Genomic DNA, 15361 nt, shown 5'->3' with positions numbered 1-15361 from the left:
GTGCGGGAGCGGCGCTCCCGCACCCACGACCGCTCACGGCTGGATCGGCTCGGCCCGGCAGCGGAAGTGCCGCAGCACCTCCGGGTTGTGGGTGAGGCGGTAGCCGGGCACCCGCTCGGGGTGCTGGGCGATCTCGGCCAGCACCTCGGCGATGTACTCCAGGTGGCTGTGGTCGTAGACGCGGCGCGGCAGCGCCAGCCGCACCAGCTCGAACGGCGGGGCGGTGAGCAGCTCGTTGTTCTCGTCGAAGGTGCTCAGGAACAGCCCGCCGCCCGCGGCCCGGATGCCGCCCTCCCGGTACAGCGCGCAGGTGACCGCGTGGTCGGGGAGGTGCTTCGGCTCCAAGTGCGGCACCAGCGGCGTGGCGTTGACGTAGACCGCGTGCAGCCCGGTCGGGCGCAGCGTCTCCACTCCGACGGCCTTCAGGCGGTCGGCCAGGAACCTGGCCTCGTGCTCGCGGTCGGCCAGGTAGTGCGGGTCGAGCACCTCCCGCAGGCCCTGCGCGAGGTGCTCCAGCGTGTGCCCGGTCAGGCCGCCGTAGGTGCGGAAGCCCTCGGTGGCGATGATGTCGACCTCGCAGCGATCGGCCAGCCCGGGATCGTGCACGGCGATGAACGCGCCCTCGTGCGAGAGCCCGTCCTTCTTGAGGCTGGCGACCACGGCGTCGCCGAACTCGAACACCCGCCGAGCCACCTCGCGCGGGCTCCGGTCCGCGTACTCCGGGTCCCGCTGGGTGATCAGCCAGGCGTTCTCGGCGAACCGGGCGGCGTCCAGGACCAGCGGCACGCCGTGCTCGCGGGCCACCGCGCTGATCTCCGCCAGGTTGGCCATCGACACCGGCTGCCCGCCACCGCCGTTGTTGGTGATGGTGACCACGATCTGCCCGACGCGGTGCCCGTCGGGCCCGTCGAGGACCGCTTTGGCCGCCTCGACGTCGATGTCGCCCTTGAACGGCGCGTCGCTGGTCATGTCGAACAGCTGCGGACTGGGCAGGTCCCGGGCCTCGGCGCCGATGCGCTCGACGTTGGCCCGCGTGGTGTCGAAGTGCATGTTGCTGAGGCTGATGCCGCCCGGCTCCAGCAGTTCCCCGAACAGCACCCGCTCGGCGGCCCGGCCCTGGTGCACGGGCAGGACGTGCTCGTGCGGCACCAGGTCGCGGACGGCGTCGCGGAACCGGAACCAGGAGTCGGCCCCGGCGTAGCGCTCGTCGGCCCGCTGCGCCCAGGCCTGCTGATCGGTCGACACCGCGCCGGTGCCCGAGTCCGACAGCAGGTCGATGCTGACCTTGTCGCCGCGGATGTTGAACGGGTTGTGGCCGGCGCGGTCCAGCTCGGCGATGCGCTCTTCCCGCGTGGTGATCGGGATCGGGCGCACGACGGCGGAGACGAAGGGCCGGAGGTGCGGCATGGTGCTCCCTACGGTGGTGCTGGGTTCACCGGGCCCGGCAGGTGCCCGGTAGTCGGTGGACCGCGCGGACCGGGGCGTCCGCGCGCCTCAGGCCTTGGCCGGCGTTCCGCCGTAGGCCTCGGAGGAGAGGTAGAGCGAGGTGCCGACCCGGTTCGGGGCCAGCCGCAGCGAGACGTGCGCGAGCAGCCCGGCGCGGGCGTCGAGCGGGCGATCGGCGAGCGCGTCGAGGGACCTGTCCAGCACCGTGCGGTCGAAGCCGAGGTGTCGCAGGTGCTCGGCGGCGCGTTCGCGAGCCACCACGTCGTGCGGCACGTAGTCGCGGACCGGCAGGTAGAGGCTGTAGTTGGTGGGCTTTTCCGGGTCCTCCTCGACGAAGGAGTAGCTCGATATCAGCGGTCGCCCGTTGAAGAGCTCGGTGCCGGGAGCCAACGTGGAGCAGAACTCGCGGACCGCGTTGCTGTCGATGCCCGGCACGGCGGCTGCGGTGTGCTCGGCGTCGGAGGGGCGGGCGTTGAGCTGCCGGAAGTAGAGCTTGACCCGGGCTTGTGCGCTGCGGTCGAGGTCGATGGCGAAGAAGGTCGGCAGATCTTGGCCCTCGCGGCGGAAGGCGTAGCTGTTGACCAGCTCTGCCGCGCTGGACATGCCCAGCCGCTCGAAAGCGTCGGTGACCACCTGGCGGGCGGCGCCGGTGCCGTGCATGTCGGTGTTGAAGTAGAGCTTGAAGGACGGGTTCCCGGATTCGTCGAAGATCAGCGAGAACGCCCAGGAGAACCAGCTCTGCGGGTCGTCCGAGGTGAAGATGTCCTGCACGGCGTGCAGGCGCTCCACGGCCAGGTCGTAGCGTTCGGCCAGCTTCTCGGTGAAGTCCTTGGCGGCCCGCAGGTTCGCCGCCGGGCTGGGCTGCTCGGCCAGCCGTTCGAGGTGGATGCGCAGGCGGTGCGCGCCGCAGCCCTCGAACTGGACGGAGAACTCGAGCGGGGTGGCGTCGTCGGCCACGCCGGAGGGCCACAGGGGCGGTTCGCGCAGCGGGCGGGCGGCGACGGGGCCGAGCAATTCCCCGAGGACTTGCGGTGGTGTCATCCGGTCGATGCCCAACACGTCGCAGAGGTCCTGCAGCTGTCTTTTGGCTAACTCGCCCAACGTCGTATCGACACGACTCATGGAAACCCCGATCCATGTCTTCGAAATCCGGTTGCGGGCCGGTGACCGTGCGGCGCGGTCACGCTAATACGCCCGTTCCGGGCGTGCCAGATCCACTGGAGTGATCTTGGACATCTGCGGCATTCGGCGGTAGCGGGACCAGGTTCGATACACCCAGTAGTCAGAATCCGGGCGTCCTGTTGAGATCGATTCGTGATCTACCGGTGATTCCTGTTCGGAATTCGATTTGTTACGCGTTCCGCTCTGTTCACGCAGTGTGCCGGAACGCTTCCGGGGCTGCTGCTGCGGCAGGTTGTCCGGAGTTCATCACGGCTTGCCGGGGTGGGGTTCCGGGATTCATCGAGCGTTATCGTCCGCGCGGGTGGTGCTCACTGGTCTGGACCGCCTAATCCGGCGGACTGTCAATGGGGGCCGATCGGTCCGCGATCGGCCCCCACCGGCGGTCAGCGGCCCAGGTGCATCCCGCCGGAGACGTGCACGACCTGCCCGGTGATGTGCGACGCCTCCGGCGAGGCCAGGAACTGGACCAGCGCGGCGACCTCGTCGACCCTGCCGAGCCGGCCGTCGGCGGCCCGCGATTCGACGAACGCCCGCCGCGCGGCCGGGAAGTCGCCGCCGCGGAAGAAGTCGGTCCCCTCGGTCGGGCCGGGTGCGACCACGTTGGCGGTGATGCCGCGCGCGCCGAGCTGGAAGGCCAGCTCGGAGGTCCACGGTTCCAGCGTCGCCTTGACCGCCCCGTAGCTGCCCTGCCCGGAGCGCGCCGTCACCGAGCCGAGGTTGACGATGCGCGCGTGATCGGCGAGCCGGGGCAGCAGTGCGTGCGTCACGAGCACGGCGCTGAGCACGTTCGCCTCGAAGTTCGCCGTCCAGGAGGTGCGCAGCGCTTCGAGGTCGTCCGCGGCGGGTGCGCCGTTGGCCAGGTCGGTGTTGCCGCCCGCGGCGTTGACCAGCACGTCGATCCGGTCGGGCAGCTCGGCCGCGGCGGCCCGGATCGCGGCCGGGTCGGTGGCGTCGACCGGAACGGCGCGCGCCGCCGGGCCGAGTTCGGCGACGGCTGCGGCGAGCTTCTCCTGGCGCCGTCCCAGCAGTGCGACCTGGTCGCCTGCCGCCACCAGCCGGGCGGCCACGGCGCGGCCGATTCCGGTGCCGCCGCCGGTGACGACTGCGTTGCGAGCCATTGGTTCCCTCCAAGTTGTTTAGATCTAAAGATGTGCTTCGATGCTAGCTCGTCTTTAGGCCTAAAGAAACCGGGGCTAGACTGCGCCCATGAACGCTGACGCGGTGGACGGCATCGTCGAGCAGTGGGCGCGGGAGCGGCCGGGCATGGCGGTGGACTCCATCGGCGTGATCGCCCGGATCCTGCGCATCGCGAAGCTGATCACCGACGAGCGCCGCCGCGTGCTGGCCGAGCTGGGCATCGACAGCGCCACCCTCGACCTGCTCGCCACGCTGCGCCGAGCCGGGCAGCCCTACCGGCTCACGCCTGCCGAGATCGCGGACAAGTGCCTGGTCAGCGGCGGTGCCATCACGCAGCGCGTGACCCGTGCCGAGGACGCGGGCCTGGTGCGGACCCAGCGCTCGGCCTCCGGCAGGCGGACCGTGGCGGTGGAGCTCACCGCGCACGGCCACCAGGTGATCGAGCACGACATCGAGGTGCTGATCGATCGCGAGCGGCAGCTCATCGCCGGGCTCCCCGCCGATGACCGGCGGCAGCTGGAAGGGCTGCTGCGCGAACTGCTGGGGCGGATGAGCCGCGAGTGACCACCCGCCCGCCGCCGGGAAGCCCGCACCGGCGCCTCCGGTAGACTTCGGCGGCCGGGGAGCAGAGTGGAAGTGAGAGTCTCGATGGCGCGTGACGCGGACCGCCGTGGTTCTGCGGGCAACTCCGGGATCCTGAGCCGGATCGACCCGTTCTGCTGGATCCCCGTCGTGCCCATGGTGCTGTTGGCGCTGGTCGTCGTGCTCTTGATGGGCATCTGGGAGCTCAGCCTGATCCTGCTGGTGGGAGCCGCGGTGATCCTGGGCTTCGACTTCTGGGTGAACAGCCGCCGCAAGTCGGCCGCACCGCCCCGGCGCCGTCCCCGCCGCGACGACTTCGACGACCTGGACGACCGGCCCCGCCGTGAACCGGCCCGCCGCCCGGTGCGCCAGGCCCCGCCGGAACGTCCCGCGGCAGCGCGCAGCGGCGCGCCCCGAGGCGGCGCCACCCGCGCCGGGAGCCCGCCGCGCGGCGGGCGACCGCAGCAGCGCCCGGGCGGACGCCCCGGCGCCCGCCGCTGAGCAGCGGTCACCGCTGCCTGGGGACGCGCCCCATCAGGAAGAACTCGTCGTTGGGGCGCAGCGCCATGAGGTGCGCCAACCGGTTGGACATCGCGAAGAACGCGGTGATCGCGCCGACGTCCCAGATCTCGTCCTCGGACAGACCGGCTTCCCGCGCGGCGGCGAGGTCGTGCTCGCCGAACAGCGCTGAGTCCTGGGTCAGCGACAGGGCCAGGTCGACGATGGCGCGACGCCGCTCGTCCAGCTCGGCTCCGCACGGGTTCGCGGCCACCAGGTCCGCCAGCTGCGGATCCTTCGCCCGCACCCGCAGGATCGCGCCGTGCGCGACGACGCAGTACGTGCAGTGGTTCGCCGCCGAGGTCGCCACCACGACCAGTTCCCGCTCCGCCTTGGTCAGGCCGGAATCGCGCTCCATCAGCGCGTCGTGGTAGTCGCAGAAGGCGCGCAGCTCGTCCGGCCGGTGCCCCAGCGCGAGGAAGACGTTGGGCACGAATCCGGACTTCTCCGCGATGGCCCCGATGCGCTCGCGCAGGTCCTCGGGAAGGTCTGCGAGCCGCACCGCGCCGAACCGGCTGATCTCATCGTTCATGCCCGGCACGGTATTGCCCCGACCGCACCACGTCGATGAGGCGACCGGACTGCCGAGGGTTCTGGAAGGCGTGGCCGTAGTAGGCGCGACGGCGCGTGCTCCAGCGACATCGAGTTGGCGCCCGCCTGCTGCGACGACCTCGACGCCCGGCTGGACCTCGGAGCGGAAGCTGGCGCAGCTGCGCGCGAACTCGGTGCTCGACGACCGCGACGAGCACGGCGAATACCTGCACGTGTGCACCGAGATGCCCGGTTCCCGCATCTTCTTCGAGCTCGTCCAGCGCATCGGCGGCCACGCCCGCTACGGCGTGCCCAACGCCCCGGTCCGCATGGCGGCCCACCGCCGCCAACGCCTCGCCGTCACCGGCGGATGAGCCCGGGACGCGGGCACGACCGATCAGCGGATGTGCAGTGCCTTGATCACCCGCAGCGCGGCGGTGAACAGCTTGGCGTGCTGCTGCCCGCTGAGCCCGAAGGCGGGATCGAAACCGAGCACGCGCTGGCTGGCCACCGACTGCGCTTCGGTGTACTTCAGCAGCCCGCCCGGGCCGTGGCGGCGGCCCAGCCCGGACTCCTTCATGCCGCCCATCGACGCGCCCTGCGAAGCGTAGGCCGCGGCGTAGCCCTCGTTGATGTTGACGGTGCCCGCCTTGATCCGGGCCGCGACCCGCCGGGCGCGGCGTTCGTCGCGGCTGAACACCGAGGCGTTGAGGCCGTACGGCGTGTCGTTGGCCTGCGCGATCGCCTCGTCCTCGCTGCGGAACGGGTAGATGGAGACGACGGGGCCGAAGGTCTCCTCGCGGCACACCGGGGTGTCCTCGACGACCCCGGTCAGCACGGTCGGTTCGAAGAAGTACGGCCCCAGGTCGGGGCGGGCCTTGCCGCCCGCGACCACCGTCGCCCCGGCTTCCACGGCCGCCTCGACGTGCTCGGTCACCCGGGCGAGCTGGCGCTCGGAGGTCAGCGATCCGACGTCGGCGGTGAACCCGAGGTCGGAGCTCAGCCGCAGATCGCGGACCTGCTGGGCGAACAGCTCGACGAACTCGTCGTGCACGGCGGCGTCGACGTAGATCCGCTCGATCGACACGCACAGCTGCCCGGCGTTGGCGAAGCAGGCGCGGACCGCGGTCTTCGCCGTCGCGGCCAGGTCGGCGTCGTCGAGCACCAGCATCGGGTTCTTGCCGCCGAGCTCCAGCGAGCACCCGGTCAGCTGCTTGGCCGCGCGCTCGGCGATGGCCTTGCCCGCCGCGGTGGAACCGGTGAACCCGACGTAGTCGGCCTCGTCGATCAGCGCGTCGCCGATGTCGCCGGGTTCGCCGAGCACGACCTGCCACAGCTCCGGCGGCAGTCCGGCCTCGATCAGCAGCGCGCGCGGCCACAGGCTGGACAGCGCGGTCTGGCTGTCCGGCTTGTGCACCACGGCGTTGCCCGCCAGCAGCGCGGGGACGACGTCCATCGTCAACGCCAGCGGGTAGTTCCACGGCGTGATCGTGGCGACGACGCCCTTCGGCAGGGGAGTCTCGATGGTGCGGGTGAAGACCGGGAGCGCGCCCGAGCGCCGACTGCCGCGCAGCAGCTGCGGTGCTTTTCGGGCGTAGTACAAGGTGGACATCGCGCCGTCGAGGATCTCCTCGAACGCGTGCAGGCGAGCCTTGCCCGTTTCGTGCTGGAGGAGGTCCAGCACCTCGTCCTGGCGGGACAGCATCATGTCGACCAGCCGCAGGAACGGCCGCACCCGCTCCCGCGCGGGAGTGCTCGCCCATTCCCGCTGCGCCTCCCGAGCGCGCGCGAAGGCGCTGCGCACATCGGCGTCCGTCGACTGCGGGATGGTCGCCAGCGCCCCGCCGGTGAACGGCGCGGTCGTGGTTCTCGGCTCACCCGAGGCGGCGATTCCCGAGGTCAACCACCGCACAGTTGCCGCATCCAGCGCAGCTGCGGGTGCTTGGGCGGTGGACGAACTCATCCGGTGCCTCCGTGTTTCGCGCGGTCGGGCACGTTCTACCCGTCAGTAACATGTCTGCCCCATTCTGGCAGCGAACCGTCCCGGACACCAGGGGCTCGGCGCGGCGGAACGATCAGGTGAGCTCTGGCCCCGGCGGTGAATCGATCACGGCGGGGAGGCATTGGTCATGGACGGCTCCGAACCGCCGCCGTGCCTTCTGAGCAACTGGCGAGATGCGTCGAGGCCAACGCCTGGAGCATCGTGGCAGGAGGAGGACGGAGCGGAACCCGTCACGAAATCCTGCTCGTCTCCCGCCCGCTCCGGGGTACTTCCGGGAAATGATGCGCTGCCGCACGGGTTTCCGGACTCGTGCGGCAGAACCAGTACTGCTCGACCACGCAACGGAATCCGGAGGCGAACGCGGTGTCAGGCAACGACAACGGGCCGATGGCCAAACTGCTCCTGTGCTTCGGCGCGGCGATCGTCCTGGTGTGCGCGGCGATCGGCTTCGTCAACGCGTTCACGATGGACGCGTCGATGCCCGGGATGCCGATGCCGATGGTCCGCTCCGCTGCTTCGGATCCGCTGATGGGGATGCCGCTGTCGCACATGCCGGAGATGTTCGTCGCGGGCATCGGGTTGGTGCTGGTGTTCATCGGCGCGGTGGGACGCGGCCGGGCGGCGAGCTCGACGCGGAGCTCGCCGCGGAGCCGGCTCCTGATCGGGGTGATCGGCACGGCGGCCCTGACCATCGACATCAGCAAGACCTCCACGCTCGGCTTCGTCATCCCGGGCATGCGCGAGGAGTACGGCCTCACCGCCGGGACCGCGTCCCTGCTGGCGGTGGCCGGGCTCACCGGGACGGCCACCGGCGCGGTGCTGTTCGGCATCATGGCCGACCGGGTCGGCAGGCGCGCGGCGTACCTGATCGCGACCCTCGGGTTCACCGCGACCAGCATGTGCGGGTCGATGCCGACCTTCACCGGGAACCTGGTCATGTGCCTGCTGATGGGCGTGGCGGTCGGCGGCCTCGCACCGCTGCTGATCACCTTGCTCACCGAGTCCGTCGGCGGTCGCTCCCGCGGCTCGGTCGTGGTCGCGCTGTCGGTGATCGCGACGGCCGTCGGCTACCTGGTGGCCGCGGGTTCGGCGCTGTGGCTGGAACCGATCTTCGGCTGGCGGGTGCTGTGGCTGATCGGCGCGCCGACCGGGCTGGTCCTGGTGCTGCTGACGCCGCTCATCCCGGACTGGAACCGCGACCGCTCGCCGGCCGCCGAGCCGGACGTGGTCCGGCCGCAGCACCGCAAGGCGCTGACCGGCGGGCTGCAACGGGCCTACGCGCTGCTGATCGGCGTGCTGACCTTCGGGCTGACGACGTGGGTGCCGACCCTGGCCCGGGCGGGCGGGGTGCCGGTGGAGACGGCGAACCTGCTGCTGACGGTGGCGGCGGTGGTGATGGTGCCCTGCGCGCTGCTGTTCATGCTCACCTACCGCAAGTTCGGGCCGGTGACGATGGCGGTCGGCCTGGCCGGATCCACCGCCGTGCTCCTGCTGCTGCTGACCGGGTCCGGCGCGGTGTCGGCGGGTTGGGTCAGCGCGCTGGCGCTGGTCGCCGCGCTGTTCTCGGTGAACACGATGGCGGCGGTGTTCCTGCCGATCGCGGCCGACCTGTCGGACTCGGCGGGCCGCGGCCGTGCGACCGGCACCGTGTCGCTCTACAACCGGCTCGGCGGCTTGTGCGGGCCGCTGCTGCTGGCCGGGCTGGTGTCCTCGGCCTCGGACGTGCTGCTCGCGGTGTCGGTGCTCGCGCTGCTGTGCGCCGGAGCAGCCTGGTACATCGGCAGGCGGCAGCGCGAAGCCAGGCTCGCCGTCGACGTCGCCGAAACCGATGAGCGGGAACTCTCCCGCCAGTAGCCGGTTTTGCGCCACCGGCACCGGCCGTCGCCCTCAGCTCGTGGATCAGTGCGCCTGAGCCGCCTCGAGGGTCCAGTCGGGAGTCCAGAGGCGGGCACCGCCGCGGTGGTGCAGGCGGCGGAGGAAGGACAGGACACCGGAGGTTCCGGTGGACCACGGGGCGCTGGAGGTCTCCAACGAGTTGTCCGGGAAGACCGGAGCCGCGTACTCGCCGCCGCTGCGGGCGAGCATGTGCACCGCGATCTCCGCCGCCCCGCGCCAGAACTCCTCGTCCTCGGTGGCGATGCCCAGGTCGACGAGCGCCTCGCCGATCCCGGCCAGGCCGCAGCACTGCGAGACCACCCACGCCTGCGGGGCCAAGCCGAGGCAGGCGCGGGCACCGTCCTTCGCCAGCGCCAGGTAGCGGTCGTCGTCCCAGTGCCGGGCGGCTGCGAGCAGCGCCGAGGAGATGCCCGACATGCCCTGGCACCAGGAAGCCGCCATCGCCCGCGCGGGACGGCGTCGCATGACCCCGACCAGCTCCACCACCTCGTCGGCGAGCGCCTCGTACCGCTTCGCGGCGGCGTCCTCGGCCGCCGGGTCACCGGTGCGCTGGTGGTAGGCGAGCAGGAAGTGCGCGATTCCCGCGTCACCGTGGGCGAAACCGGCCTCCAGCGCCACGCCGGTCTCCGGGTCTGCGGGCACCGAGTCCTCGGTGTCCCGGACCTGGCCGGAGAGCAGCCGCCGGGCGCACTCCTCGGCGATCGCGAGGTGCCCGCGTTCCGGCTCCAAGGCGTGCAGGATCAGATGACCCGCGCCGATCCCGGCCACGCCGTGGATGTGGTCGGCGCGCTCGTCGTCGCCGAGGACGACCGGTTCGGTGCCGGGCAGGTCCGCAGCGGTCCGACGGGCCGCGGCGAGGAAGATCTCGCTTCCGGTCCGCCCGAAGTACAGCGCGGCGGGCAGCCGCGCCGGTGGGGTCGCGGCGATCGTCCAGCGCGCCAGCTCGATCCCGGCGTCGACGCCATCGGCGTGGTGCAGCAGCTCCAGGCCGAGACCGGACGAACCGCTGTAGACGTTGGTCTTGGGCGGTTCCGCGCCCCTGGGTTCGGTCGGCTGCGCCGCCATCTCGCGTGCCGCCGCCACGCATTCGCCGACGGTGTGCGCCAGCACGGATTCGAGCAGGTCGGGGGTGATCTCGGGTGCCTTCGGCCGCTGACCGCGGCGGACGGTGCGACGGGCGCGCAAGGCCTCGAACGCCGCGGTGCGCTCGGCCGGGTCGAGGCTGAGCAGCCCGGGGATCAGCGCGCGCACGCCGGTGGCGTCCGGGTACAGCCGCTCCAGGCACAGCAGCGTGCGCTCCAGGTTGCGCGCCGGGTCCGGGTCGGCGCCGATCGGGTTGATCCCGGTCGCGGCGAAGAACAGCGTCGCGCCCAGCGAGAAGTAGTCGTCGCTCGCTTCGGCCGGGCGGTCGGTGTGCTGGTCGGGCACGCTGTAGCCGCGCGTCCAGCCGTGCAGCTGGAATCCGTCGAAGTGGCTGTTGCCGAAGTCGATGAGCGTGCAGCGGCCCTCGTCGTCGAGGACCACGTTCTTCGGCGAGAGGTCGCGCACCACCACGCCGCGCTCGTGCACCGCGGCGAGCACATCGGCCAGCCGCGAGGCCAAGCGCCCCAGGTCCCGGTCGGGGCTGGTGGCGTCGTCGAAGAACCTGGTCTGCTCGCCGACGTAGCGGTTGAGGTCGCGCGTCCCGACATCGGTGGTCACGAGGTACTCGTCCTCGCCGTGCCGGAAGTGGTCGAGCAGCCGCGGCACCCCGTCCACACCCTCCAGCGCCTGCAGGATGCGCCGCTCGTTGCGCAGCTGCATGCGCAGGTCGATGCCGTTGACGTTCTCGCCGACGTGGGCGCGGGCCTCCTTGACCACCACCTGCGTGCCATCGGGGTCGACGGCGCGGTAGACGTTGCCGCGCGGCCCGCGCAGCACGCCGGAGGTCAGCCGGAAGCGGCCGCCGAGCACGGTCGCGCCCGGCGCGGCGGAGTTCTCGGCGGGGCGGAACGGATCAGTGGCCCACGGTGGACAGCTGAACTCCGGGCCCGCCGCGCCCGGCAGCGCGGTGCCGTCCGGCCCGAGCACCACCAGCTCGAAATCGCCGTTGTCGTCCACCCGGTACTGCGGGCGGAACGGCGCGTAGCGGTAGTACACCGGGGAATCGGGGCGGATGCGGCGATCGCTGGTGATCCGCGGACCGGTCATCCCGGCCAGCGCCTCGGCCAGCAGACCGCCCAGCCGCACCACGTCGTCCTGCGGCGGGTAGACGGTCATCGCCTTGCCGACGGTGGCCGGGTCGACGTCGCCGGAGTTGAGCTCCCGCAGCACTTCGGGGGAGCGCGCGACCTTGAAGTCGCAGTCGTGGGCGAGCAGCAGCGGCAGGGCGATGTCGACGGTCCGCTCCAACGTGCCCGGTCGCGCGGAGATGTGCAGCTTCCAGCCCTGATCGGGTACCGCAGCGCCGGGATCGCGCACGCTGACCCAGGTTTCGTCGGCGGCCCACTCCCGGCCGGCGGCTTCCGCGCTCCGGGCCAGCAGGCCGGGCAGATCGGTGGTCGTGCTGCGCATCCTGCTGCTCCCGGTCGAGGTGGTGGGACGCGGTGGGAAGTCCGCTGCGGACTTCCCACCGCCGTTGTTGGCGAATACCCGTCAGACGATGGACGGACAGCAGGGCCAGCTGCTGCACACGGTCCGCTTGCAGGTGTTCACGCACGCCTGGGGTCCGTGCAGGACCTCCTTGAGGTCGACCTCGAAGTCGACCGAAACGTCCTCGATCTCAACGGTTCCCGCGTCACGCGGCTCCAGCAGCAGGGTGTGCATGATGCTCCTCTCTCGCCCACCGGTCTGGCGGGACGTCACGGGTTGCCGCGGTGGCGGTGGATTTCGCAGCGCACCAACATTTTTGGGATTCCGCGCTCCCCACTGCGCAGTCCGCTCCCAGTGCAACCCCTTGGCATTGTTGGCACACCGGGTTTCGCAGACCTAGGGCCAAACGGAGGAACAACACCGGTTTACAGATCTCCCTTGGTTGGATTAACTTCTCGAACGTGATGGCGCGAAGTCGTTGCCCGGCAAGATGTCCGGAAACCGGTCGACTCGGATGAGGTGGCGACGAAGCGCCGCGGCCGAGCCGGCCGATCTCGTCGTGCCGTACTGGCAGGCGCACGACGAGGAATTGCTGTCCGCGGGCCTGGGGGCGATCGCGCGACGGCTGCCGACGCTGGTCGGCGACGCGATCCGGGTCGCCTGGCAGGCCAGCCGCACCGACACCGCGGCGGCGCTGGTGCTCACCGTGCTGGCGGGCCTGTTCACCGCGTTCGGGCTCCTCGCCACCAACGACGTGCTGGAATCGCTGTTCGCGGCGGGCGCGACCGCCGACCGCGTCCGCGCGGCGATCCCCGCACTGCTGCTGGTGGGCGCGGCCGCCGCGCTGCGGGCAGGCATGCTGGCGGTCGCGGCCTGGGCGCAGGAGAGGCTGAAACCGCAGGTCGAGCGGTTGGCCGAGACCCGGTTGTTCCGCCTGACCACCCGGGTGGAGCTGACCGCGTTCGACGACGAGGAGTTCCACAACTCGATGCAGCGGGCGCGGGACAACGGCGTGCCCGATTCGGCGACGGTCGTGGAGATGACGGTCAACGTGCTCACCGGTGCGATCGGGGTGCTCTCGGCGGCTGTCACGCTGGGCATCCTGCACCCGGCGCTGATGCCGCTGCTGCTGGTGACAGCGGTTCCGGACGCTTGGGCGGCGCTGCGGTCGGCGCGGATGCGCTACGCGGCCTTCCGCCGGGTCTCCACCGCGCGGCGGCGCAAGTTCCTGCTCTCCGACCTGATGGCCGAGCGGCCGCCCGCCGCGGAGGTCCGGGCGTTCACGCTGCGCCGCTTCCTGCTCGGCGAGTACGACCGCATCGCCGAGTACGAGCAGCGGGTGGAGCTCGACGTCGCCTGGCAGCGGGCGACCACGCGGATGACCGGTGACCTGCTCGGCGGCGTCGCGCTCGCCGCGGTGTACGGGACGCTCGGCTTGATGCTGGCGTTCGGGTTCCTGCCGCTGGCCGTGGTGGGCACCGCGGTGCTGACCATCCGCGCGAGCCAGTCCTCCCTGACCAGCCTGGTCCAATCGGTGAACAAGCTCTACGAGGCCGGCCTCTACTTCGGGGACTACCTGGAGTTCTGCGCGATGGCGGAGCGCTTCGCGCCGCCCGAGCGCGCCGCCCGGCTCGACCCGTTCCGCCGCATCGGGGCGGAGTCGGTGCACTTCACGTACCCGGGAGTGGACACGCCCGCGCTCGACGGGGTGAGCGTGGCGGTCGAGCGCGGTGAGATCGTGGCGCTGGTGGGGGAGAATGGCTCGGGGAAGACGACGCTGGCCAAACTGCTGGCAGGTCTGTACGCACCGGATTCCGGCACGGTCCGGTGGAACGCGGTCGACCTCGCCGAGGTCGACGGCGACACGCTGCGAGAGCGCATCTCGGTGATCGCCCAGGACCACACGCGCTGGCCGCTGACCGCGGCGCAGAACATCACGATGGGCCGGCCCCGCGACGACGAGCGGATGGCCGAAGCGGCGCGCGCCTCGGGAGCCGATGCGGTGCTGGCCAGGCTCGACGACGGCTACGAGACCCTGCTGGACCGCAGGTTCCGAGGCGGCCACGATCTCTCCGGCGGCCAGTGGCAGCGCATCGCGATAGCCCGCGCCTTCTACCGCGACGCGGACGTGATGATCTTCGACGAACCGACCTCGGCGCTGGACCCCCGCGCGGAACACGCGCTGTTCGAGCGCATCCGGCGCCACGCGGCAGGCCGCACCGTGGTGCTGATCTCGCACCGCCTCTCCAGCGTCCGCTACGCCGACCGCATCTACGTGCTGGACCGCGGACGCGTCGTGGAGCAGGGAACGCACCCCGAACTGCTGCGCACGGGAGGCCGCTACGCCCAGCTCTACGAGCTCCAAGCGGCTGCGTACCGGGAACCGAGTTCGGCGTGCTGACCTGGTCGGCCTCGGCCGCACTGGCCGTGGCGGGAGTGCTCGCCTTCGCCGCGGTCGGCAAACTGCGCGACCTGGACCGGTTCGCCGACGCTGTCGCCGGTTACCGGATCTTGCCCGATCGGCTGGTTCCGGCAGGTGCGCGGGCGGTGGTCGGAGCCGAGCTGCTGGGCGCCGTGCTGTTGGTGGTGCCTCCGACGCGGATCTTGGGATCAGCGCTCGCGACAGTGCTGTTCAGCGCTTTCTTGATCGGTATGGGCAGCGTGCTGCGCCGCGGGATGCGGGTGTCTTGCGGCTGCTTGCAGACCTCGGAACGGGTTGGTGCGGGTTCGCTGACGCGCACTGGGTTGTTGCTGGTGCTCGCGGTGTTTGCCGGATTCGGTGCGCACGTGCCGTTCGCGTCGGTGCAGCTGCTCGGGTCCGCGATCCTCGCCGGGATCGTGTTCGGGGTTGCAGCGCTGGTCTCGCGCTTGGACGTGCACCCGTCCGCGCCGGTGGTGGGAATGCGGTTCGAGATCGGCACTGACGTTTCGGCCTTCGCCGATGGTGGTGACCGGGTTCTGTTCGCCTACATCTCGCCGGTCTGCGGTGCTTGCCGGGTGATGCTGCCCGAGTTCCGGGCGGTCGCCGGCAGGGTGCCGGTGGTGCTGGTGAGCTCCGGGGAGGTCGGGGAGGTGCGGGGGTATCTCGCCACGCAGGGGGTTGACCTTCCGCTGGTGACCGGGCCGGACGTTTTCGAGGTCAACGGTGTTCCGGGGCCGCCCTATGCTGTGCTCACCGATGCGTCGGGTGTGGTGTTGGCGCATCGCGGTGCTGATCGGTCGGAGAAGTTGGCGGCCTTGCTTGGTGATGTTGGGCTTTGAGCGGGGTTTTCGAGGTGGTTGGGGCTTTTATTGGTTGTGTTGTGGTGGGGGTCATCCCCGTGGTTTGTTGGATTGTGGGGGCTGTGGTCCGGATGTCAAGCCCGGCCTGGCGGCCGCCCCTTCGGGGTTTCAGGCTTGACATCCGGACCACAGCCCCGTTTTGGCTCTATGTCACGGGGATGACCCGGTATCCGC

Annotated in this window: 13 protein-coding genes; 6 read left to right on the top strand and 7 right to left on the bottom strand. The window is 71.2% G+C overall.

Annotated features, from left to right (window positions below; all coding sequences use genetic code 11):
• Positions 1 to 33: 33 nt before the first annotated feature.
• The 3 genes from OU416_RS40075 to OU416_RS40065 all read right to left on the bottom strand — a co-directional run bounded on the left by OU416_RS40075 (position 34) and on the right by OU416_RS40065 (position 3746).
• Positions 34 to 1407 carry a tryptophanase gene (locus OU416_RS40075; protein ID WP_270932333.1) on the bottom strand — a complete coding sequence of 458 codons (1374 nt, stop codon included), beginning with the start codon at positions 1405 to 1407 and terminating at the stop codon, positions 34 to 36.
• 87 nt (positions 1408 to 1494) lie between these two features.
• A complete protein-coding gene (locus tag OU416_RS40070) occupies positions 1495 to 2568 on the bottom strand; it encodes a tryptophan dimethylallyltransferase family protein (RefSeq protein ID WP_270932332.1) in 1074 nt (357 codons plus the stop codon).
• Positions 2569 to 3011: 443 nt separating this feature from the next.
• Positions 3012 to 3746: an SDR family NAD(P)-dependent oxidoreductase gene (locus tag OU416_RS40065; RefSeq protein ID WP_270932331.1), complete on the bottom strand. Its 735-nt coding sequence runs from the start codon at positions 3744 to 3746 to the stop codon at positions 3012 to 3014.
• An 88-nt stretch (positions 3747 to 3834) separates the two neighbouring features.
• Here OU416_RS40065 and OU416_RS40060 point away from each other — a divergent pair, with 88 nt between their 5' ends.
• Together OU416_RS40060 and OU416_RS40055 are read left to right on the top strand one after the other, a co-directional pair.
• Positions 3835 to 4329 (top strand): MarR family winged helix-turn-helix transcriptional regulator, encoded by a 495-nt coding sequence (locus OU416_RS40060; protein ID WP_270932330.1) that lies wholly within the window; start codon positions 3835 to 3837, stop codon positions 4327 to 4329.
• 84 nt (positions 4330 to 4413) lie between these two features.
• The gene (locus OU416_RS40055) at positions 4414 to 4848 is read left to right on the top strand and encodes a hypothetical protein (protein WP_270932329.1); all 435 of its coding nucleotides are present in this window, start codon (positions 4414 to 4416) and stop codon (positions 4846 to 4848) included.
• Between the two features lie 7 nt (positions 4849 to 4855).
• Here the strand turns inward: OU416_RS40055 and OU416_RS40050 are convergent, their stop codons facing one another.
• A complete protein-coding gene (locus OU416_RS40050) occupies positions 4856 to 5437 on the bottom strand; it encodes a peroxidase-related enzyme (protein WP_270932328.1) in 582 nt (193 codons plus the stop codon).
• Between the two features lie 70 nt (positions 5438 to 5507).
• Here OU416_RS40050 and OU416_RS40045 point away from each other — a divergent pair, with 70 nt between their 5' ends.
• Complete coding sequence (locus OU416_RS40045) at positions 5508 to 5810, top strand: hypothetical protein (protein ID WP_333779688.1); 303 nt, start codon at positions 5508 to 5510, stop codon at positions 5808 to 5810.
• A 23-nt stretch (positions 5811 to 5833) separates the two neighbouring features.
• Here OU416_RS40045 and OU416_RS40040 read toward each other — a convergent pair whose 3' ends face one another.
• Complete coding sequence (locus tag OU416_RS40040; protein ID WP_270932327.1) at positions 5834 to 7399, bottom strand: succinic semialdehyde dehydrogenase; 1566 nt, start codon at positions 7397 to 7399, stop codon at positions 5834 to 5836.
• A gap of 402 nt (positions 7400 to 7801) precedes the next feature.
• Here OU416_RS40040 and OU416_RS40035 point away from each other — a divergent pair, with 402 nt between their 5' ends.
• The gene (locus OU416_RS40035) at positions 7802 to 9292 is read left to right on the top strand and encodes an MFS transporter (RefSeq protein ID WP_270932326.1); all 1491 of its coding nucleotides are present in this window, start codon (positions 7802 to 7804) and stop codon (positions 9290 to 9292) included.
• Positions 9293 to 9337: 45 nt separating this feature from the next.
• On the opposite strand, the gene lanL is transcribed toward OU416_RS40035, so the two are convergent.
• Together lanL and OU416_RS40025 are read right to left on the bottom strand one after the other, a co-directional pair.
• Positions 9338 to 11887: a class IV lanthionine synthetase LanL gene (gene lanL / locus OU416_RS40030; protein ID WP_270932325.1), complete on the bottom strand. Its 2550-nt coding sequence runs from the start codon at positions 11885 to 11887 to the stop codon at positions 9338 to 9340.
• A gap of 81 nt (positions 11888 to 11968) precedes the next feature.
• The gene (locus OU416_RS40025) at positions 11969 to 12139 is read right to left on the bottom strand and encodes a hypothetical protein (RefSeq protein WP_170210387.1); all 171 of its coding nucleotides are present in this window, start codon (positions 12137 to 12139) and stop codon (positions 11969 to 11971) included.
• A gap of 280 nt (positions 12140 to 12419) precedes the next feature.
• On the opposite strand from OU416_RS40025, the gene OU416_RS40020 reads away from it, so the two are divergent.
• Together OU416_RS40020 and OU416_RS40015 are read left to right on the top strand one after the other, a co-directional pair.
• Positions 12420 to 14306: an ABC transporter ATP-binding protein gene (locus OU416_RS40020; RefSeq protein WP_270932324.1), complete on the top strand. Its 1887-nt coding sequence runs from the start codon at positions 12420 to 12422 to the stop codon at positions 14304 to 14306.
• Complete coding sequence (locus tag OU416_RS40015; RefSeq protein ID WP_270932323.1) at positions 14300 to 15166, top strand: MauE/DoxX family redox-associated membrane protein; 867 nt, start codon at positions 14300 to 14302, stop codon at positions 15164 to 15166. Before OU416_RS40020 ends, OU416_RS40015 begins: the two co-directional genes overlap by 7 nt.
• Positions 15167 to 15361 lie beyond the last annotated feature (195 nt).

Origin of the sequence: Saccharopolyspora indica, from assembly GCF_027853965.1 — a bacterium.
In the GTDB taxonomy this organism is placed as follows: Bacteria; Actinomycetota; Actinomycetes; order Mycobacteriales; family Pseudonocardiaceae; genus Saccharopolyspora; species Saccharopolyspora indica.
This window is presented reverse-complemented; position numbering and strand designations above follow the sequence as displayed.

Coding starts and splice junctions, on each gene's coding strand:
- OU416_RS40075 (WP_270932333.1), bottom strand. CDS start 1,407: ATGCCGCACCTCCGGCCCTTCGTCTCCGCCGTCGTGCGCCCGATCCCG.
- OU416_RS40070 (WP_270932332.1), bottom strand. CDS start 2,568: ATGAGTCGTGTCGATACGACGTTGGGCGAGTTAGCCAAAAGACAGCTG.
- OU416_RS40065 (WP_270932331.1), bottom strand. CDS start 3,746: ATGGCTCGCAACGCAGTCGTCACCGGCGGCGGCACCGGAATCGGCCGC.
- OU416_RS40060 (WP_270932330.1), top strand. CDS start 3,835: ATGAACGCTGACGCGGTGGACGGCATCGTCGAGCAGTGGGCGCGGGAG.
- OU416_RS40055 (WP_270932329.1), top strand. CDS start 4,414: ATGGCGCGTGACGCGGACCGCCGTGGTTCTGCGGGCAACTCCGGGATC.
- OU416_RS40050 (WP_270932328.1), bottom strand. CDS start 5,437: ATGAACGATGAGATCAGCCGGTTCGGCGCGGTGCGGCTCGCAGACCTT.
- OU416_RS40040 (WP_270932327.1), bottom strand. CDS start 7,399: ATGAGTTCGTCCACCGCCCAAGCACCCGCAGCTGCGCTGGATGCGGCA.
- lanL (WP_270932325.1), bottom strand. CDS start 11,887: ATGCGCAGCACGACCACCGATCTGCCCGGCCTGCTGGCCCGGAGCGCG.
- OU416_RS40025 (WP_170210387.1), bottom strand. CDS start 12,139: ATGCACACCCTGCTGCTGGAGCCGCGTGACGCGGGAACCGTTGAGATC.
- OU416_RS40020 (WP_270932324.1), top strand. CDS start 12,420: ATGAGGTGGCGACGAAGCGCCGCGGCCGAGCCGGCCGATCTCGTCGTG.